At 42.1% G+C, this 19,214-nt stretch carries 16 protein-coding genes and 1 pseudogene; 9 read left to right on the forward strand and 8 right to left on the reverse strand.

Going from position 1 to position 19,214, the window contains the following annotated elements; translation table 11 throughout:
- Window positions 1–104 precede the first annotated feature (104 nt).
- The 3 genes and pseudogenes from V7L12_RS06005 to V7L12_RS06015 form a co-directional block, all read right to left on the reverse strand.
- Window positions 105–767, reverse strand: a pseudogene (locus V7L12_RS06005) (GNAT family N-acetyltransferase).
- A 63-nt stretch (window positions 768–830) separates the two neighbouring features.
- Window positions 831–1,643, reverse strand: coding sequence for a PD-(D/E)XK nuclease family protein (locus V7L12_RS06010; RefSeq protein WP_335082974.1), 813 nt, complete (start codon window positions 1,641–1,643; stop codon window positions 831–833).
- Between the two features lie 89 nt (window positions 1,644–1,732).
- A complete protein-coding gene (locus V7L12_RS06015; RefSeq protein WP_335082976.1) occupies window positions 1,733–1,957 on the reverse strand; it encodes a hypothetical protein in 225 nt (74 codons plus the stop codon).
- A 41-nt stretch (window positions 1,958–1,998) separates the two neighbouring features.
- Here V7L12_RS06015 and V7L12_RS06020 point away from each other — a divergent pair, with 41 nt between their 5' ends.
- The 6 genes from V7L12_RS06020 to V7L12_RS06045 all read left to right on the forward strand — a co-directional run bounded on the left by V7L12_RS06020 (window position 1,999) and on the right by V7L12_RS06045 (window position 12,513).
- Entirely contained in the window at window positions 1,999–2,220 is a 222-nt protein-coding gene (locus tag V7L12_RS06020; protein ID WP_335082978.1) for a hypothetical protein, read from the forward strand.
- A gap of 789 nt (window positions 2,221–3,009) precedes the next feature.
- Window positions 3,010–3,567: a PadR family transcriptional regulator gene (locus tag V7L12_RS06025; RefSeq protein WP_335082980.1), complete on the forward strand. Its 558-nt coding sequence runs from the start codon at window positions 3,010–3,012 to the stop codon at window positions 3,565–3,567.
- Window positions 3,568–3,583: 16 nt separating this feature from the next.
- Window positions 3,584–7,054, forward strand: coding sequence for an efflux RND transporter permease subunit (locus V7L12_RS06030; RefSeq protein ID WP_335082982.1), 3,471 nt, complete (start codon window positions 3,584–3,586; stop codon window positions 7,052–7,054).
- A gap of 67 nt (window positions 7,055–7,121) precedes the next feature.
- Window positions 7,122–7,319, forward strand: coding sequence for a hypothetical protein (locus tag V7L12_RS06035; protein WP_335082984.1), 198 nt, complete (start codon window positions 7,122–7,124; stop codon window positions 7,317–7,319).
- Window positions 7,320–7,434: 115 nt separating this feature from the next.
- On the forward strand, window positions 7,435–8,787 hold the full coding sequence (locus V7L12_RS06040; RefSeq protein WP_335082986.1) for an efflux RND transporter periplasmic adaptor subunit: 1,353 nt from the start codon (window positions 7,435–7,437) through the stop codon (window positions 8,785–8,787).
- A 198-nt stretch (window positions 8,788–8,985) separates the two neighbouring features.
- Window positions 8,986–12,513, forward strand: a complete 3,528-nt coding sequence (locus V7L12_RS06045) for an NB-ARC domain-containing protein (RefSeq protein ID WP_335082988.1) — start codon at window positions 8,986–8,988, stop codon at window positions 12,511–12,513.
- Window positions 12,514–12,576: 63 nt separating this feature from the next.
- On the opposite strand, the gene V7L12_RS06050 is transcribed toward V7L12_RS06045, so the two are convergent.
- From V7L12_RS06050 to V7L12_RS06060, 3 genes are all read right to left on the reverse strand, one after another.
- A complete protein-coding gene (locus V7L12_RS06050; RefSeq protein WP_104908675.1) occupies window positions 12,577–12,780 on the reverse strand; it encodes a hypothetical protein in 204 nt (67 codons plus the stop codon).
- Window positions 12,781–12,790: 10 nt separating this feature from the next.
- Window positions 12,791–13,354 carry a peptide deformylase gene (gene def, locus V7L12_RS06055; protein WP_335082991.1) on the reverse strand — a complete coding sequence of 188 codons (564 nt, stop codon included), beginning with the start codon at window positions 13,352–13,354 and terminating at the stop codon, window positions 12,791–12,793.
- 498 nt (window positions 13,355–13,852) lie between these two features.
- Window positions 13,853–14,140: a Mo-dependent nitrogenase C-terminal domain-containing protein gene (locus V7L12_RS06060; protein ID WP_335082993.1), complete on the reverse strand. Its 288-nt coding sequence runs from the start codon at window positions 14,138–14,140 to the stop codon at window positions 13,853–13,855.
- A 382-nt stretch (window positions 14,141–14,522) separates the two neighbouring features.
- Between V7L12_RS06060 and V7L12_RS06065 the strand changes: the two genes are divergently transcribed.
- Window positions 14,523–15,425, forward strand: a complete 903-nt coding sequence (locus V7L12_RS06065) for a cell division protein FtsX (protein ID WP_335082995.1) — start codon at window positions 14,523–14,525, stop codon at window positions 15,423–15,425.
- A gap of 28 nt (window positions 15,426–15,453) precedes the next feature.
- Here the strand turns inward: V7L12_RS06065 and V7L12_RS06070 are convergent, their stop codons facing one another.
- Window positions 15,454–15,756 carry a hypothetical protein gene (locus V7L12_RS06070; protein ID WP_335082997.1) on the reverse strand — a complete coding sequence of 101 codons (303 nt, stop codon included), beginning with the start codon at window positions 15,754–15,756 and terminating at the stop codon, window positions 15,454–15,456.
- A gap of 149 nt (window positions 15,757–15,905) precedes the next feature.
- Between V7L12_RS06070 and V7L12_RS06075 the strand changes: the two genes are divergently transcribed.
- Window positions 15,906–16,715 carry a DUF3598 family protein gene (locus V7L12_RS06075; protein ID WP_335083114.1) on the forward strand — a complete coding sequence of 270 codons (810 nt, stop codon included), beginning with the start codon at window positions 15,906–15,908 and terminating at the stop codon, window positions 16,713–16,715.
- A 72-nt stretch (window positions 16,716–16,787) separates the two neighbouring features.
- The gene (locus tag V7L12_RS06080) at window positions 16,788–18,296 is read left to right on the forward strand and encodes a BamA/TamA family outer membrane protein (protein ID WP_335082999.1); all 1,509 of its coding nucleotides are present in this window, start codon (window positions 16,788–16,790) and stop codon (window positions 18,294–18,296) included.
- A 122-nt stretch (window positions 18,297–18,418) separates the two neighbouring features.
- Here V7L12_RS06080 and V7L12_RS06085 read toward each other — a convergent pair whose 3' ends face one another.
- Entirely contained in the window at window positions 18,419–19,096 is a 678-nt protein-coding gene (locus V7L12_RS06085; protein ID WP_335083001.1) for a hypothetical protein, read from the reverse strand.
- Window positions 19,097–19,214: the final 118 nt, after the last annotated feature.

A 19,214-nucleotide genomic window follows, 5' to 3' on the forward strand; every position in this document is an offset into this window, starting at 1 on the left:
TTAAAGTAATTTATTGAAACCACAGAGTCGCAGATAACACGGAGAAAAGAAGAATTATTATCCAAAAATTTTACCCACTTTCAAAGGGCTAATCCTAACTTTTGTTAGATTGGAGATTGATCCTCAGTTATTTGAGATTCATTCACTAGACGATTGAGGACGACTTCATTAGCTACACTATCAGGTTTACGCGCACGAATTGCTGGACGCGTAGGCGTAGCCCGTCGTAGACATCGCCTATAACCTGCTCTTTCAGCTTTTTGGTGTTCGTAATCAATTAATCTGCCATAATATTCATGCTTACTTAAATTCATCGACAAGAAAATATGCTGGCGGATATTACCAAAACCTTTGCGGTTAAAAAACTTTAACGCTGAAGTATTGGTAGGATTAGTGTCTACCAGCATAAACCGCGCCCCATCTTCAATCATCCGGGCGACGACTTTATCAACCAACTTGTCTGCAACTCCCCGACGCTGATACTTCGGACTAACTCCCAGCCATAAAATATATCCATAAGTCCAGGATGCTTTGGTGATGATGGTTCCCAAAACGAATCCTGCTAATTCCCCATCTGTTTCGGCCACAAGACAGTATTCTGGATCGGTGTTGTAAAGTCCAATTACCTCCCATTCATCCTAGGTACGGTATAAATAAGGATATAAATCGCTGGTAAATAACCCTTCTCCCAAGTGGTAAACGGGAGCAATATCATCAATTCCTAATTCGCGTACATAAATTGCTTCAGTCTCCTCAAAGCTTGACATAATTTTACATAAATTTAAAAGTTATAACTTCTTTATACCTTGATTGGATTTGACAAACATCCTCTAATTTATAGGGTTGAGTGAGACTTCTTGAATACTGTCAAAATTTGGCAATGAGTCTTTCACTGCTTCTTCAGTAGATTGGATGCGATCGCACCGTTTGGCAAACTGACAATAATCACAGGTTTTGCTACCCTCCACCACTTGAGGAAACTGCTGGTTATTTTGGTAATTTTCTAGCCAACCACTTAACTGACTTAATAGTTGATTAAGTTTCTTTCCTGTTTGTGTATGTTGAGCAGTACTGTAATTAAATTTAATATTTTGCGGTTTGCCTTCAGATTGGACAAACCAATAAGTCATGGAAATCTTTTCTGGCAAATAGTCGCTAGTTTCTGCCAATACATACAGATAAAGCCGTGTTTGCCAGTTGGATTCTAACTTGCGTTTATTGGGTGGTTTAGGATAAGTTTTCCAGTCGAGAATTTGCGCTTGTTGGTTATCTGCAATCAATAAATCATAGACAACTGTCAGCAAATAGTTCTGAACTTGCAGAGTCCGGTAGTGTTCGCTTTCACGGAAAGTTTGATTATCAGATGCAGCCGTTAAAATTTCTGGCGCTGCATCGGCAAAACCTAGCATCCAGCTTTGCAGTTGAGCATCTGCTTCCAGGAAACTATCAATTGGCAAACCCATTTCTCGCTGTTGCATTAGCAAGTGAAAACGACTACCCAAAGTTAGCCGTTCTTCTTGTTCTGGATTTGAGGGGGAATTGAGTTTTTCGAGATAGGTATGTTGAAACTTACGCGGACAAGCTTCTAGTAAGTTAAGTTGTCCTTGAGACAGTCGCAGTAGTTGAGTGGGAGTTGACAGCATTCTTCTATTTTAGAAGTAAATTATAATCTGCAACTCACCTTTGGCAGGCTATCTGTAAAAACAGGTATTTTTTACTGCCTTCACATCTGCTACTTTAACTCGTCTCGATCTTCCTCATCCTGGTGATTGGAATGTTTAGTTTTTCCTTGGGACTTGATTGAACCAAAGCTATAGGCCATAGCTATTTTAACTATGTCAAAATATGCCGGGTGATTAGCTTTGTTAATGATCGCTAAAGAAATAGATCCTGCCACTAAGATAACTAAAAGTGGCGAAATTGGTTCTAACCCAGAGCCGTTGTTGTTGTTAGGCATGATATAATCTCCGAATGGAAAGTTACGAAGCCTTTAGCTAAGTGGAAGTTAGCCAAAGGCTATTTATTGTCAATATGGGCCTTAACCCCAAGACTCAAATATCATTGCGATCGCAAATAGACAGACTAGGAAAATCGCTATCTTCGCAACCCATGACCGTAGACTTGCGGATAAAAGCATCCCAACTATCGCATTTGCCCCAAAAGTGTGAGACACAACAAAGGCTATTCCCAGCCCTAGCAGTGCCAGCAGAAAATATTTGAGTCCTATACAAAACCACCTGAAAAACAGATTATCGTTATCTTTGAGACTGGGTTTCATAGTTTTTTTCCTGTTTTGAAAGTTGAATCTAGGTAGCAGTTTGCGCTCCCCCGACCACACTAAGGAAACAGCGAATCTCCACAGTTTTGCTCCTACCAAGTTAAGGTAGACAAAAGTCCTACTCCTGAGTGGAGTGGGAATACCAACAAAGGTGGTTTTGATATTTGCGGCTTATGAAAAATTAAGCTGTTTGATGAATTACTAGGGCAATCTGGATATCAAAAATTAGGCGTTCAATGCGCTTAGTAGCACGAACGCGGACTACGCGCATTGAACCTTCGAAATTCCTACAGGCAATTTGTATACTTGCCTTTTTCAGAATTTGCAGTTCCAGTCTTTGCCTTTATCCTTTGCTCACTAAGTTTCTTTAATTCACCCGTAACCTTACTAAGTCACCGTGGTTTCTACTGTTAAACTCACTATAAAGTAACTTAGTTACTTAGGTCAAGGTAAACTGTAGAGAAAATTATTTAAACAGCATAAGATTCTATAAATCCGCCTGAAGTCTCCAAATGAATCCTCACTTTTGGCACTAAGGGACTTTCAAATAAAAAATACTCAACTACCTATTGTGAGGTGGCCGTCTCACTTGCCCCTAGTTACCCCACAGGTAACTTATCCGGCTAGCATCCTGCGGCATCACAGAGAATTCTGACAATTGAACCTTAAGTACTTGGCTAAAAAGGCTCAATTTGATATTGTTAATCAACATATCAGATTGATATATCAAAATGCTGAAGTTGGCAGTATTAGGTTTATTACAGCGAGAGCCATTAAATGGTTATCGGCTCAAACAGCAACTAGAGATGTTTATGAGTTGCAGTATTTGTGTCAACTATGGCGCGATTTATCCTCTTTTGAAGCGCATGGAAGAACAAGGTGAAGCGATCCTATGTGCAGAACAAGGAGAAGAAGGTGGGCAGTGTGGAAAGGTATATGAGATTACACACCTCGGTAAAAACACTTGGTATCAAGAGATGCTCGCATATCCTCATGAAAGCTGGGTTAATGCGCGATCGCGATTCTTTATCAAATTTTTTTTCTTTAGTCATTTATTACCCGAAGAACGAGTCCAGTTAATCGAACATCGATTGATATTATGTCAGTTACGCCTTGCAGAGAAAAAAGCACTTGAAGTTACTGATGATTTATATCAAGCGAAAGTGCAAAAGCGCGCAGTTGAAGTGATCAAATCAGAAATTGAGTGGCTAGTTGAGCAACTCCAAACAGAACAACTTCAATTAGCTCAAACGCCAACCTCAGTCAGCTTTAACACAAAAAACTTTTGAAGTATCCTAACTAACTATGTGGATCGTCAAAATTGCTTTACGTCTTCCGTATACATTCGCGATCGCAGCTTTGATGATTGTGATCCTGGGTGTAGTCACGATATTTGGTACACCAGTTGACATTTTTCCGGCAATCAACATTCCGGTTGTCAGCGTAGTTTGGACTTACACTGGTACCACATCAGAGGAAATGGCACAGCGAATCGTCACCATTAGCGAACGCGCTATGACAACAACCGTTGGTGACATCGAACACATTGAGTCTCAATCTTTAAGTGGTGTTAGTGTCGTCAAGGTTTTCTTCCAACCGAGTGTCAATATAGCCTCAGCCGTTGCTCAAATCACCTCTGTCAGCCAAACAATTCTCCGTCCTTTGCCACCTGGGATTACACCGCCATTCATCATTCAATACAACGCTTCTAGCGTGCCGATTATCCAGATGAGTGTCAGTAGCAAAACCTTGCCAGAAGAAGCACTCTTCGACTATTCTACCAACTTCGTTCGCACTCAATTGGCAACAGTGCAAGGAGCGAGTGTACCTCTGCCTTATGGTGGTAAACCTCGGCAAATTATGGTTGATATCGATCCCCAAGCGATGTTAGCTAATGGCATTTCTGCCCAAGACGTGACTAATGCTGTCAGTGCCCAAAACTTGGTTTTGCCCGCAGGCGATATGAAAATAGGCGCTCGCGACTTCGCCGTACAAATCAACAATAGTCCAGATGTGGTGGCAGCACTCAACAACTTACCGATTAAGCAAGTTAATGGTACTGTCATTTCCATTCGTGATGTCGCGCAGGTAAGAGATGGCTTTGGTGTGCAATCAAACATTGTACGTCAGAATGGCAGACGATCGAGCTTACTTAGTATCCTCAAGAGTGGCAATGCCTCAACGATTGATGTGATCGAGCGGGTAAAAAAAACTTTGCCTCGCATCCAATCCACCTTGCCCCCAGAACTGAATTTAGCGTTTTTGTTTGATCAATCTATATTTGTGAAAGCTTCGATTCAAGGCGTTCTCAAAGAAGGATTGATTGCAGCCTGTCTCACCGCGCTGATGATTTTGATTTTCTTGGGAAGTTGGCGCAGCACCGTAATTGTAGCCGTATCGATTCCTCTGTCGATGCTAGTTTCAATTATTGTGATGAGTCGTTTGGGACAAACTTTCAACATCATGACTCTAGGTGGTTTATCCTTAGCTGTTGGTATTCTTGTAGATGATGCCACAGTAGAAATTGAAAATATCCACCGAAATCTCGGACAAGGTAAACCCATCAAGCGAGCAATCTTAGATGGGGCGCAGCAAATCGCCACTCCAGCACTTGTAGCAACATTATGTATTTGTATTGTCTTTGTGCCGGTTGTGTTTCTCAGTGGAGTAGCAAAGTACCTGTTTGTCCCCCTAGCAATGGCGGTGGTATTTGGGATGCTTGCTTCTTATGTGCTATCTCGGACTGTAGTCCCGACAATGGCAAGCTATTTTCTACCATCTGAAGTAGACTGGCATAGAGAAAGCGAGGATCATAATGGTCATAGCGACAACCATCATCTAGATTCGCCAGTCCAAAACAACAATGGTCGCGACAACCATCATCTAGATTCGCCAGTCCAAAACAATAATGGTCGCAACAATCACCACAGCCATTCTTCACTAGTCGAAATCCATGATAATCGTGACCACCACACCCATTCGCCAGTCCAAAACAATAATGGTCACGACAACCACCACCAAAAGTCAGAAGCAACAACGACAACTGCCAAAGCTGTGAAGAAAGATTGGATATGGCGGCTACACGAAAAGTTTAACCGACAATTTGAGAAGCTTCGCAGTTGGTACTACAATGTCCTGACCTCAGCATTAAATCACCGCCGCATAGTCTTTGTGTTATTTGGTGCTTTTATCGTCAGTGCAGGAGTTTTGTTACCGTTCGTCGGTCAAGACTTTTTCCCTGAAGTCGATGGTGGTCAGTTTAGCCTTCATGTTCGAGCCTTACCAGGTACTCGTTTGGAAGAGACAGAAAGAATTGTCAGCCAAGTTGAAGGCGTTATCCGCCAGACTGTACCGAAAGAGAATCTCTCTCTGATTTTGGATAACATCGGCTTACCCACCAGTGGCATTAACCTTACTTATGGGTACAACGGTGCCACAATTGGACAGGCTGATGCTGATATTCTTGTGTCCCTAAAAGAATCTGGTGCAACTTTTTCTTACATCAAGGAACTCCGCCAGAAATTGAAAGCGACATTTCCCAACTACACCTTCTTTTTTCAGCCGGCTGATATTGTGACTCAAATTCTCAATTTCGGTTTGCCTGCTGCTGTTGACGTGCAAATATCTGGCCCTCTGAAAAACTCAAAGGGCAACTTTGAAATTGCCCAACAAATTGCCGCCCGAATGACGCGCATTCCTGGGGCTGTAGATGTACATCTTCACCAAGTTGTCGATGCTCCCAAATTACGTCTTGATGTAGATCGCACCGAGGCTCAACAACTGGGTATGACCCAGCGTGATGTTGCCAATAGTGTCCTCACTTCCTTAAGTTCAAGCGGTCAAGCTGCAATCAACCAATGGCTCGATCCCAAAAAAGGCGTGAGTTATACCCTTGCTGTACAAGTTCCTCAGTACAAACTTGACTCTATTGACAGCCTGAAAAATACGCCAGTTGGCAACGGTCAAACTGCACCCCAACTTTTAGGTAATTTGGCTAGTGTCAAACGCGACACAGTGATGCAAGTTGTGAATCACTACAACATTCAGCCAGTTTTCGATATCTACGCTAACTCCTCTGGCCGTGACCTTGGGGGAGTTGCCAATGATGTAAATAGAATCATCGCTGATTATCAGAAAAAATTGCCCAAGGGAAGTCAGATTAATGTCCGAGGGCAAGTGCAAACGATGAACTCTTCGTTTTTGGGACTTGGTTTAGGGCTTGTGTTTGCAATTGTACTGGTTTACTGCTTAATGGTGGTGAACTTCCAATCTTGGCTCGATCCCCTGATTATTATGATGGCACTGCCAAGTGCTTTAGCTGGTATTGTCTGGATGCTGTTTGTCACCCGCACCACTTTCAGCGTTCCTTCGTTAATGGGTGCAATTATGAGTATCGGTGTAGCGACATCAAACAGTATTCTAATGATCACTTTTGCTAATGACCAGCGTCAGGAAGGGCAAAATGCCTATAAAGCAGCGCAAGCGGCAGGTCACACGCGGTTGCGTCCTGTGTTGATGACTGCCTTAGCCATGCTCATCGGTATGGTGCCAATGTCTCTTGGTCTTGGTGAAGGTGGTGAGCAGAATGCACCCTTGGGTCGCGCTGTAATTGGCGGCTTGTCAGCTGCAACAGTCGCAACTCTTATCTTTGTACCTGTTGTATACAGCATTATGCGGCGTCAACAACCTCGTCCTATCGATCAGGATGATGACGATTTAAATTTCTCAGATTCGCAGACAGAATACTCGTTGTCATCATCTCAAGGCAAGTCATAGCATATAAGAGCTACGGTGTACACATAAATCTCTTAAAGTTACTACGTAACGTAGGGTAGATTAATTTTTGCAAGTCGATGCAACAAAGGTGCAGGTCAATGCAACAAAGGTGCAGGTCAATGCAATAAAGGTGCAGGTCAATGCAACAAAGGTGCAGGTCAATGCAACAAAGGTGCAGGTCAATGCAACAAAGGTGCAGGTCAATGCAACAAAGGTGCAGGTCAAAAACTTGTGTGTACACCGTAGCGGAAAGGGTTTTTTCTGAGCCGCTTTCCCCTTTACCTCTTACCCCTTATCCCACTTTTGCAAGAAGTCTAATAATGGTAATGACTCTAGCTGTTAAATTTTTGCTTTCTTAGATAATACAGGACAGTTTACCTATGGATTCTCAACATCGTCCATCTCCTGATTCTGAACAACAAACGACTTCTAAAAAACACAGGCGCGGCATTGGTGCAATTGGTTGGGCTGTAATTGGTGCTGTTTTTTTTGGTAGCTTACTGGCCATAGGCATTCTACCCCGATTAAGTCAAAAGTCAGAATTACAAGCAGCAGTCAAGGAAGCAAGCACCCTACCTTCTATCAACGTAATCACTCCCCGTCGCGCTACTGGTGCTACCAAATTGGAACTACCTGGCAATGTTGTAGCCCTGAATCAAACGACCATCTACGCTCGCAGTACTGGGTATTTAAAGCGGTGGTACGCAGATATTGGCGATCGCGTCCAAGCGGGTCAGTTGTTGGCAGAAATTGATTCACCAGACACCGACCAGCAAGTTCTGCAAGCGAAGGCAGAGGTAGTGCAAGCACAAGCCAATGTATCTCAAACTCGTGCTAATTTAGCTAAAAGTATTTCTGATTTGAAGCAAGCCCGCGCTAATCTATTGATCGCACGTCAGAGCTGGCAGCGCTGGAGTGTTCTTGTCAAGCAAGGTGCAGTACCTCAACAAGATGCAGATACAAGATATGCTACATATCAAGCTAATCTTGCCAGCGTTGAGGCAGCACAAAACACTATTAATTCTGACTCTGCCAACATCAAAGCAGCACAAGCTAACGCCTACGCAAGTCAAGCAAACTTCCAACGTAATACCGTATTGCAGTCTTATAAGAAAGTCACTGCTCCTTTTGCAGGAGTGATTACTGCACGTAATGTCAATACAGGTGTTTTAATTTCAGCAGGTAATGGCAACACCAGTACCAGTACCAGCAACACCAACACTAGCAATAGCAGCCTTTATACTATTGCTGCTTATGACAATCTAAAGGTAAATGTGAGTGTTCCACAGAGTTTATCACAGTCACTTCAAACTGGACAAACAGCACAAATTACAGTTAGAGAGTTACCCCAACGAGTGTTTACGGGTAAAGTAATACGTACTAGCAACGCTATAGATCCAACTACTCGCACTTTACTGACACAATTAGAAGTACAGAATTTGGACGCGACGCTGCGACCTGGGATGTATGCCAATGTCAAATTTGCCATTAACCGCACTAATCCTCCTTTTGTCGTGCCAGATAGTGCCTTGGTCGTTAACGCCGGAGGGACGCAGGTAGCAACTGTAACCAAAGACCACACAGTGCATTATCAAAAAGTTGCTGTTGGGCGAGATTATGGTACTGAAGTAGAAATTACATCAGGTCTGACAGGAAATGAATCGCTGATTGCCACTCCTACGGTTGATGAGACAGAGGGTTTGCGCGTGCAGCCAGTTGCACAAAGAAAGTAGACTCAATGTATCTAAGTGAGGTAAACTAAACTCATCCGCGCGATCGCCCATCCCGTCAGAATAAGAACGACAAAGCCCAAGAAAACATTCCCAGAGCAGCAAATGTTTACCTCGAAATATTGAGGGGATACCAGATTGGCAGTAATGTTATCTCACTATGTGAGATAACATTGGTTTGTAATGTGTCTTTGTGTGAGTATGAGTGTCATTCCCGAAAACGTTCTTTTGGCTTTAGCCGAAAAACGGTGCTTGTCTAACAGCGAGATCAAAGTCTTTTTATATGCTGTTGAGGGACATTCGCCAAATGCGATCGCTAAAAAATTGGCAATCAGCGCCGAGGCAGTACGCAAAAGATTAAGTGAAGTTTACAAGAAATTTAATGTTACTGGTAGCGGCCCAGGTAAGCTCACTAAGTTACAGCAAGTTATAGAATCTGAGTATCAAGCATCTTCACACAATCAGAAATCCATTACCCAAAACCGTCAAGATTGGGGTGAAGCGCCTGGTGTCTGCTTTTTTCGGGGACGCATAGCAGAATTGTCTCAGCTAACGCAGTGGCTCATTAAGCATAACTGCCAACTAGTGGCAATATTGGGAATGGGCGGAATCGGCAAAACTGCTTTATCTGTGAAACTGGCAAAGGAAGTTCAAGAGAATTTTGAGTATTTGATTTGGCGAAGTCTCCGCAATGCGCCACCCATTGCAGAGATGTTAGCGAACCTGATCGGGTTTTTATCTGATGATAGGGAAACAGATTTGCCAGAAAGCGTAGATGGTAAAGTAACGCTGCTGATTCATTATTTACGAGAGCATCGTTGTCTTGTGGTATTTGATAACACAGAGACAATTTTACAAGAAGGCGATCGCGCCGGACAATATAGACAAGAATATGAAGATTATAGTCAACTACTTAGTCGGGTAGGGGAAGAACCGCATCAAAGCTGTTTGGTGCTGACATCTCGTGAAAAACCAAAAGAATTTGCTCCTTTAGAGGGAGAAGCATCACCAGTTAGAACATTATCGTTAATCGGCTTAGGAGAAACAGAAGGGCAAGAAATTCTCCAAGATAAAGGGTTATTTGGCTCACAACAGGAATGGGCCAAGCTAGTTGAGAAGTATTCAGGCAATCCTTTGGCCTTAAAGCTAGTTTCTGAGACGATTCGGGAGTTATTTGATGGTGATATCGCTGCTTTTCTAGCTGAAGGAGAGATAATTTTTGGCGACACCCGAAATTTACTAGACCAGCAATTTGAGCGGTTGTCAGAGATCGAAAAAGAAATAATTTATTGGCTAGCAATCAAGCGCGAGTTAGTTTCTCTAGACGAATTGCTAAATGATATTGTGCGTCCTTTGCCCAAAAGGGAAGTGATGGAAGCGCTACAATCACTGCGGCGGCGATCGCTAATTGAACAAAGAACAGCACTTTTCACCCTCCAGTCTGTGGTCATGGAATACATGACTGACCAACTGATTGAACAGGTTTGTCACGAAATTACCACTCGTAATATTAGACTATTTATGAGCCATGCTTTAATGGAAGCTACGGCCAAAGATTATATTAGAAACACTCAGATTACCCTGATTATTAAACCAATTATAGATAGGTTATTAACTATTTTTAGATATGCTAAAAATATCGAACATCATCTATATCAAATTTTATTGCACCTGCGACAGGTTCCCCAAACAGCAGGATATGCAGGTGGAAATCTGTTAAATATCCTTTGTCAACTACAAACTGATTTTAGAGGCTATGACTTTTCTAATCTGACTATTTGGCAAGCATATTTACAAAGTGTGCATTTGCATCGGGTAAATTTTGCCAATGCTGATTTAGCTAAATGCGTTTTTTCAGAAACATTAGTTAGTATTTCGTCAGTCGCATTTAGCCCGGATGGAAAACTTTTGGCTACGGGTGATGCTGATGGCAAGACTTACTTGTGGCAAGTTGAAGATGGAAAGCTACTTTTTACCTGTATTGGACATAGCAGTTGGGTAAAATCAGTTGCCTTCAGTCCTGATGGTCAAACTTTAGCTAGTGGCAGTGATGACCAAACAGTGAAATTATGGGATGTTCATGATGGTAAATGCCTGAAAACCTTGCACAGACATAGCAGTTGGGTTAGGTCAGTTGCCTTCAGTCCCGATGGTCAAACTTTAGCTAGTGGCAGTGAAGACCAAACAGTGAAGTTATGGAATGTCCACACCGGCAAATGTCTGATAACTTTGCAGGAAAATACCAATCGAATTATGTCAGTTGCCTTCAGTCCCGATGGTCAAACTTTAGCTAGTTGCAGTGAAAAGCAAACAGTGAAGTTATGGGATGTTCGTGATGGTAAATGCCTGAAAATTTTGCAGGGACATAGCAGTTGGGTAAGGTCAGTTGCTTTTAGTCCCGATGGTGAAATTTTAGCTACTGGCAGTGACGACCAAAGCGTGAAATTATGGGATGTTAGTGATGGTAAATGTCTGAAAACCTTGCAGCGACATACCAATCGGGTATGGTCGGTTGCCTTTAGTCCCGATGGTCAAACTTTAGCTAGCGGTGGTGACGACCAAACCGTGAATTTATGGGATGTTAGTAATGGTAAATGTCTGAAAACCTTCCAGGGGCACACCAATCGGGTAAGGTCAGTTGCTTTCAGTCCCGATGGTCAAACTTTAGCTAGTGGTAGTGAAAACCAAACAGTTAAATTATGGAATGTCCAGGATGGTAAGTCCTTGACAACCTTGCAGGGGCATAGCAATCGAGTAAGGTCAGTTGCCTTCAGTCCCGATGGTCAAATTTTAGCTAGTGGCAGTGAAAAGCAAACAGTGAAATTATGGGATGTCCGTAACGATAAATTCCTCAAAATTTTGGAGGGGCATAATAGTTGGGTACGGTCAATTGCCTTCAGTCCTGATGGTCAAATCTTAGCTAGCGGCAGTGAAAAGCAAACAATTAAATTATGGGATGTTCAGACGGGACAATGCCTCAAAAAATTGCAGGAACATACCAATCGAATTAGGTCAGTTGCTTTTAGTCCGAATGGTCAAATTTTAGCTAGCGGCAGTGACGACCAAACGGTGAAATTATGGGATCTTCGTGATGGTAAATGTCTCCAAACCTTGAAAGGGCATACCAGTTGGATAAGATCGGTTGCCTTTAGTCCCGATGGTCAAACTTTAGCTAGTGGCAGTGAAAACCAAAGAGTGAGGTTATGGGATATTTATACAGGAGAATGCATCCAAGTTTTAGAGGGACATAGCAATCGGATCAGGTCAGTTACTTTCAGCCCAGATGGTCAGACTTTAGCTAGTGGCAGTGATGACCAAACAGTGAAGTTATGGGATGTTTATATGGGCAAGTGCTTCACAACTTTGCAAGAACATACTAATCGAGTCTGGTCAGTTGCCTTTAGTCCCGATGGTCAAATTTTAGCTAGCGCCAGTGAAGACCAAACGATAAAATTATGGGATGTCTATAATGGCAAGTGCCTGAAAACTTTGCAGGGAGCTAATTGGGTAAAGTCAGTTGCCTTTAGTCCCGATGGTCAAACCCTGATTAGTGGTAGCCAAGATGAGACAATTAAGCTTTGGGATGTATTCACGGGTGAGGGCGTAAGAACACTGCGATCGCCACGACCCTACGAAAAAATGAATATCACTGGGGTTACAGGGTTAACCGCAGCGCAGTTAGTGACGCTGAAAGCTTTAGGGGCAGTGGAAGATCCAGAGCAAAAATAAAAGGTAAAAGAATGAATTTTGCCTTTTTCCTTCATCCTTTTACCTTTTTTATGTACCTGATGCTTATTTAATGTTAGCCCTTGCGTCCTTCACTGCGGCAAAGAAAAATAATCCTGTGAGTGGAATGCTCAATACCAGGATAATTGCCGTGGCTGTGACACCAAAATCTGGTTGTCCGTAACCGAGTTCAAAAATCGAACCGACGGCGGCGATCGCACTTACACAAGAACCACCCAGAAATAAACTGCTTTTTGGAGTTAAATACACTACTGCCCCCCTATGCTATTGGTTTCACCGCTTGATACGAGAAGCCATTCTTAGATAGCTCCTGGGCTAAAGTCAAGGAGTTTTCTACACGGTCTACAAATACCACGCCGTTAAGGTGATCCATCTCGTGCTGAATGCAGCGTCCCAGGAGGTCATTAGCTTTTAATGTCCGGGGACGACCGTATTCGTCTTTATAGGCAATTTCTACGACTTCGGGGCGCTTTACGTCTAGATATACGTTGGGAATGCTCAAGCATCCTTCTTGGGCAACAGAGATGTCGCGGCTGACTCGTTTAATGGTGGGGTTAATCAACACCAAAGGCTGGTTAGCTGCGTTCTCTGGTTCCAGGTCGATGACAACTAATTGTTTGTGAATTCCCACTTGGGGCGCAGCCAAACCAATGCCATCTTTGCTGTACATAGTTTGCAGCATTTCGCGCACTATTTGGCGAAGTTCGTCATCAACCTTAGAAATCCGTTTTGCAGCTTGACGCAGCACGCGATCGCCTAAATAATGAAGCTCCAAAGGTGGATTTTTTAACTTTTTTTTCTCGACAGCAATTTCAGAGGGCATGAGTCTCGATGGCTAGATGGTGCAAATTCCTACTATTTTCATTCTATCAATCTCAGTTAGAGGATGTTTAAAAAGTTCTGGAGTATACCAAAAACCCAGCTGGCATTCCTCTGTTTGCTTGCCTAACGGCAGGCTGATGGCAAGAGTGAGAGGCTGTGAAACCCTTATTTTATTGTCAGAAAGGTTTGCTAGGGGGTTAGTCTGGGAGGTTGTATTGTTAGCAATAATACTTTTTAAATATCCCCTTAGACGTAATACCAATCTCCAAAATAATTATTGTGAAGTCACGTTGCACCATACTTGGAGTGATAATTTTATCGAGGCTGGCGTCATTAAACAGTACTTTTAAAGCTTCTGAGCCTCACCGAATGTGAAATCGATTGTCAGTCGTTCACCAGCCTATTTCTGATTTACATCTGATTGCAACTAGGATTTCTATACAACTTTTATTAGTAAAAAGATTTTTCCAATCGACTTTTTATTGATGGAAACCTATGTTTAACAATATTTTCTCGCATCCTCACCACATTCATTGACTAAATATAATAAACACTTAAAACGAAGACCAACTATCTGTTCATAAAGAGGGTTCAATTTACATAAAGGTGGAATTTGAAGCAGAGTTAGACCAAAAAGTTTAACAGTTGTTTCAAAAGGGCAATTGGAAGGAATTATTTTGCACAATAGTCTGGCTAGATTAAAATTATGTATTTCTACGGACTCAAGCTGATAGCGGATCTGGTTTAATAAGCTATTGTAAAAGTTGGCTTTATTTAAGAAGTTCATGGTTCAATTTTCCTTCTATCAATCTGTTTCTTCTATCAAATTACTACGATATTCAGAGAAAAACATCGTATAAATACCAAACTATTTTCCCACTTTTTGAGGTCAAGTTTAAAGAACAGTAAAATTGCTGAGAAACCAGAATAGCTAGCCAATTAATATCAATAACTGTTAAAAGCAATAGTGAGTATATCTGTGGCAAATGGCATGAAGATCAGGTAAATGGTCGAGACAGCAGGAGGACAGAGGAAAGAAGTAGCAATAGATAAAAGCTGATGTATTGGCAAACTTTGCACCATTGACTATAAATAGTGGTGTTATTGACGCAAAGACGCAAAAGCTGAACTTACTGCTTTGGCGTTAAGTTCAAATTTTGAGGTGATGTGTGTTTAAATCTTTCACGAAACTTGACTATCTGCTGAAAGAAACTTTCCTCGGTTTATTGCGGGGAGGTTGGATGAATTGGGCTGCTGTCAGTACTGTGACGGTGTTACTGTTTTTATTCGGCTTGAGTTTGCAAACCTCTTGGCAAGTTGAAAAACTCCTTTATCAGTTTGGTAGCCAGCTAGAAGTATCAGTTTATCTCGAACCAGATACGCAAATCGAAAGTATTGAGCCACTAATCGCAAAAATGCCAGAGGTGGCGGCGATAAAAACCATTACCAAAGAAGAAGCTTGGACTAGGTTAGTTAAGGAAATGAGAATTTCTGATATTGAGGGTGCTACCCAGCAGCTAGGTGAGAATCCTCTGGTTGATGAGATGAAGGTGAAAGCACGTAATTCTCAAGTTGTACCAACCTTAGCAACGCAGTTGGCTAAATTACGAGGAGTTGAGACGGTGCAGTATGTCGATGAAGCAGTCAAACGCATTGCCCAGTTGCACCGAGGACTGAACTGGATTACTTTAACAATTACGATTATTCTGACTTTAACAGCGATCGCAGTGACTACTACCACAATTAGGCTGATTGTTATGGCGCGTCGCCAGGAAATTGAAATTATGCAACTAGTGGGAGCGACTTCTGTTTGGATTTACCTCCCGTTTATTTTACAAGGAATTGCCTTTGGTTTGGTTGGTGGTGCGATCGCTTGGAGTTTCATTTCTGTGATTCAACAGTTTCTCGGTAAGTTGCTAGTCAATCAACCTGAGTTTATCCAAGTCATCACCAACAGAGTGCAACTCACTCCAGCAGAAATTTTATTATTGCCCCTGATCCTTTTGAGTTTCGGTGCAGGTGTAGGATTAATGGGGAGCTTATTTGCTGTCCGACGTTTTGCTAAAGGATAGTCATTGGTCATTAGTCCTTTGTCATTGGTCATTTGTCCTCTGAACTCGGAATTTCAACTTCTGAACTCGGAACTTTGACCTCTGAACTCGGAACTTCAACTTCTGAACTCGGAACTTCGACTTCTGAACTCGGAACTTCGACTTCTGAACTCGGAACTTCGACTTCTGAACTCGGAACTTCGACTTCTGAACTCGGAACTTCGACTTCTGAACTCAGAACTTTGACCTCTGAACTCAGAACTTCGACTTCTGAACTCAGAACTTCGACCTCTGAACTCAGAACTTCGACCTCTGAACTCAGAACTTCGACCTCTGAACTCGAAATTTTCAAAATTTTAAAAGAATAACTGAAGTTTTGCTTGAACGAATATGAAATTAAACCTAAATATCAACTTAACAGGGCTAATCAAATGACAAATGACCAATGACCAATAACCAATGACCAATGACAAATGACAAATGACAAATGACAAAATCACTATGAAATCACAATGGGAATGTTTTTTGCAGAATCTCGGTGTTTGGGAAGGTTCATTTACGAATTTTTCTCCCCAAGGAACACTTTTGAATGATACTCCTAGTTGTCTTTCCCTAGAACATTTGAACAATAGCCAGAAAGTACGCCTAACTCTGAGCCGTTCGGGACAAGATATAATCAGAGAATTTAATTCTGTGGGAGGGGGTCTGCTATTTTTTGAAAATGGTTCATTTTCTGAAGGTTTAATTCAGCTAGGGCCATTTTCCGAATTTGGTGGAGAACTCGCTTTTGTTCATGAAAATCGCCGCTTGCGTCTGGTACAACTGTTTGATAATACTGGTCAGCTAAAGGAATTAATCTTAATTCGAGAACATCTAGCTGGAACCCCAGCAGCAGAACGTCCACCCTTGCAGATAAATGATTTGTTGGGAGAATGGCAAGGTCAAGCAGTAACAATATATCCAGATTTGCGCTCACCTGATACTTACTCTACAACCTTAAAATTACAACTTGATGATGCTGGGCGATTAATTCAAAGTACTTCTTTTGCGGAACGCACAATTACCTCAACTGCTACCATTAAAGACTCCATTGTTCTCTTTGACCAAGACCCAGAAAAGCAGGTGCAAGTATTATTTTTATCAGATGGCGCTTCTGCAACATCACCTCTCAAGGTGCAGTTACGCCAACCATTTTTTATAGAAGCGGGTTGGTTAATCCAACCAAACCTGCGTCGACGGATGATTCGCAGCTACAACGAGAAAGGTGAATGGGTTAGTTTGACATTAGTTACTGAAGAAAGAAAGCTTTGATATCATGTCCGCTTGATTACTTGTCAAATATTTAACTGTTGCCAAAATGTGGGTAATGACAAAGCTTTATTTATGTATATTCAAATAGCTGTAGTTGCGATCGCAGTCATCTTAATAGCTGGAGAAAATCTAGAGGCCGTTGCAGACTCGCAATCTTCTACTGAAGATAGCACTAGTATTGTGACAACAAAACCTACATTACAGATAGAGGGAGAGTATGCAAAATATAGTGATTATATTGGATTAACTCCACTAGATAGCCAGTCTGTCGAGTTTTCTCAGAGAATTGTCAAAGATATCCAGATTCGTTTTGTTAATAACAAAGATCAATTGCTCGATGACAAAGGTCAGCCGATCAAAGGACGTACTCAAAAAGAGTTTATCATTGGTCTACTGAAACTCAAACCTGGTCAGGTATTCCGTGAAGATTTACTAGAAGCAGACTTGCAACGATTGCGGAGATTAGAGTCATTTAATGAAGTCAATGTTTATCGACAAGAAGATGCCAACAGCGTTAATCTGATCTATGAAATTAAAGAGCGTAACTTCCCTTCTCTAATATTAGGAGGCGGTAGTAACGAAGATGTTGGATTATTCGGTCGGGTGGGTTATAAAGATGCAAATATCAGCGGTCTTAACGATAAATTAGATACAACTGTGCAAATCAGCGGTAAAGATGTCCAATTTAATGGTCAGTTCACTAGTCGTTATCGTCCTGAAGAACCAAACCGCTTAGGCTACAGCATCAGAGCTTTTCGTAATCGTAATATATCGGGAACCTTCAACGAAGATATCAGATTGTCTAGCGGTGACAAAGTACGCGAGGGAAGATTTGGCGGTTCTGTAGGAGTTTTACGATCTTTTGATGAGTGGGATACGGCTATAAGTTTGAACTATACCAGAATTAGCCTACGCGATCGCGAATATAACGTTGCACAGGTCGATGGATTAGGGAATCCTCTATCTGTCAGCGGTACTGGCATTGATGACTTATTTACAGTATTATTTTCTGTATCCAGAGATCAACGCGATCGCCGAGAAAATCCGACTCAAGGATCAATTCTCACTCTCAGCACAGAACAAGCAATTCCGATTGGACTGGGTAATATTTCTAGCAACCGCCTACAGGGAGATTATATTCAGTATTTACCACTCAGTTGGATTGGTAATGGTAGACCAACTGACAATCCAGAAATGTTAGCGATTAATTTACAAATTGGTACGACTCTTGGAAACTTTCCACCAGCTAACGCTTTTAATATTGGTGGACTAGATTCTGTCAGGGGTTACGGTTATGGGAAAGTCGCCAGTGGTCGGAGTTATGGTTTAGCTTCTGTGGAATATCGTTTCCCAATTTTTTACTCAGTCGGAGGAGTCCTTTTTACTGACTTCGCCTCAGATTTCGGGTCTAGCGAAACCGTGCTAGGAGAACCAGGAGTGCTACGAAATAAACCTGGAAGTGGTTTTGGTTACGGCTTAGGATTGCGCGTCAAGTCATCCTTTGGGCTGATTCGAGGTGACTTAGGAATTAGCGACCAAGGAGAACTTAGATTTGAAGTTACTACAGGTCAGCGATTTTAACGGGTGGCGGAAAGCCCTAGAAAACTACTGAAGATTGCTTAATAACACACTCAGGGAGATTTCATTCTAAAAAGCTGCTTGAGTGTGTCTAGTCCAAAAGGACATAATCAAGATATTGGAGATTACTTACACATTTGTAACGTGCGGCGATCGCTAGCTGCGATCGAATTTAACCGATAAAAGTCTTGCAGAGCCAGCGAGTAAGCATAAGGATTTGACTCATCCTCAGCAACTTTGGGCAGTCTATTGCTTGTCGCTACCTGATTCGATTGTTCAGAACTGGCTTCATTTGACGAACTATTAACCGTCATCGCCAACTCTCCTGATGGGTTGATTGTACCCTGAAAACAATTCAACTCTGATTGGGGCATATACAACGCACCCCTTACCTTGTCCTGCTGCTTTTGAAATATGATATAACCTTGACCAAGCTGGTTTGGTTTTGGGGATTGACCATAGAGGTAAATCCCATCTTTTACAGGAAAATTTGCTTTTGGTAAAACTCTTGCGCTTTTTGTAGTTTCCTGAGTACCTGGAACCAGCGCTGTGATTATAGGTGCTGTGTTTCCGCCTCCAGAAGCCGCATTAAGTTGACTTCTTTGCTCTCGAACTTTTCTAAGCTGCGACAAAAGAGAGTTTTCGGAGGTTTTGTGAATCTGAGCCGATGAGAATCGAGAATCTGTAAATGATGTTACTTGAGTCTGCTTGGCTATAAAGCCCAAACCGAGAAGTAAGCCTAAGCCCGCGAGGGGAATTCCCCACTTCCGGGGAGATAATAACTGATGAAGGTTGTTAAGCACCCTACTTCTCCTGTTAAAAAACTAACTAAGTTCTCTAGAACTTACCTAAATCATAACCAAGTCTTAATTGTCAAAGACTTTGTTCACGACTTATATTACTATTGTCCAAAAAAGAAAA

It is taken from the genome of Nostoc sp., assembly GCF_036918245.1.
Classification (GTDB): Bacteria; Cyanobacteriota; Cyanobacteriia; order Cyanobacteriales; family Nostocaceae; genus Nostoc.

What these genes read in the sequence shown, in the direction of transcription:
- V7L12_RS06025 (WP_335082980.1), top strand. Translation starts at nt 3,010, where the DNA reads ATGCTGAAGTTGGCAGTATTAGGTTTATTACAGCGAGAGCCATTAAAT.
- V7L12_RS06075 (WP_335083114.1), top strand. Translation starts at nt 15,906, where the DNA reads ATGAAATCACAATGGGAATGTTTTTTGCAGAATCTCGGTGTTTGGGAA.
- V7L12_RS06030 (WP_335082982.1), top strand. Translation starts at nt 3,584, where the DNA reads ATGTGGATCGTCAAAATTGCTTTACGTCTTCCGTATACATTCGCGATC.
- V7L12_RS06015 (WP_335082976.1), bottom strand. Translation starts at nt 1,957, where the DNA reads ATGCCTAACAACAACAACGGCTCTGGGTTAGAACCAATTTCGCCACTT.
- V7L12_RS06080 (WP_335082999.1), top strand. Translation starts at nt 16,788, where the DNA reads ATGTATATTCAAATAGCTGTAGTTGCGATCGCAGTCATCTTAATAGCT.
- V7L12_RS06040 (WP_335082986.1), top strand. Translation starts at nt 7,435, where the DNA reads ATGGATTCTCAACATCGTCCATCTCCTGATTCTGAACAACAAACGACT.
- V7L12_RS06045 (WP_335082988.1), top strand. Translation starts at nt 8,986, where the DNA reads ATGAGTGTCATTCCCGAAAACGTTCTTTTGGCTTTAGCCGAAAAACGG.
- def (WP_335082991.1), bottom strand. Translation starts at nt 13,354, where the DNA reads ATGCCCTCTGAAATTGCTGTCGAGAAAAAAAAGTTAAAAAATCCACCT.
- V7L12_RS06010 (WP_335082974.1), bottom strand. Translation starts at nt 1,643, where the DNA reads ATGCTGTCAACTCCCACTCAACTACTGCGACTGTCTCAAGGACAACTT.
- V7L12_RS06060 (WP_335082993.1), bottom strand. Translation starts at nt 14,140, where the DNA reads ATGAACTTCTTAAATAAAGCCAACTTTTACAATAGCTTATTAAACCAG.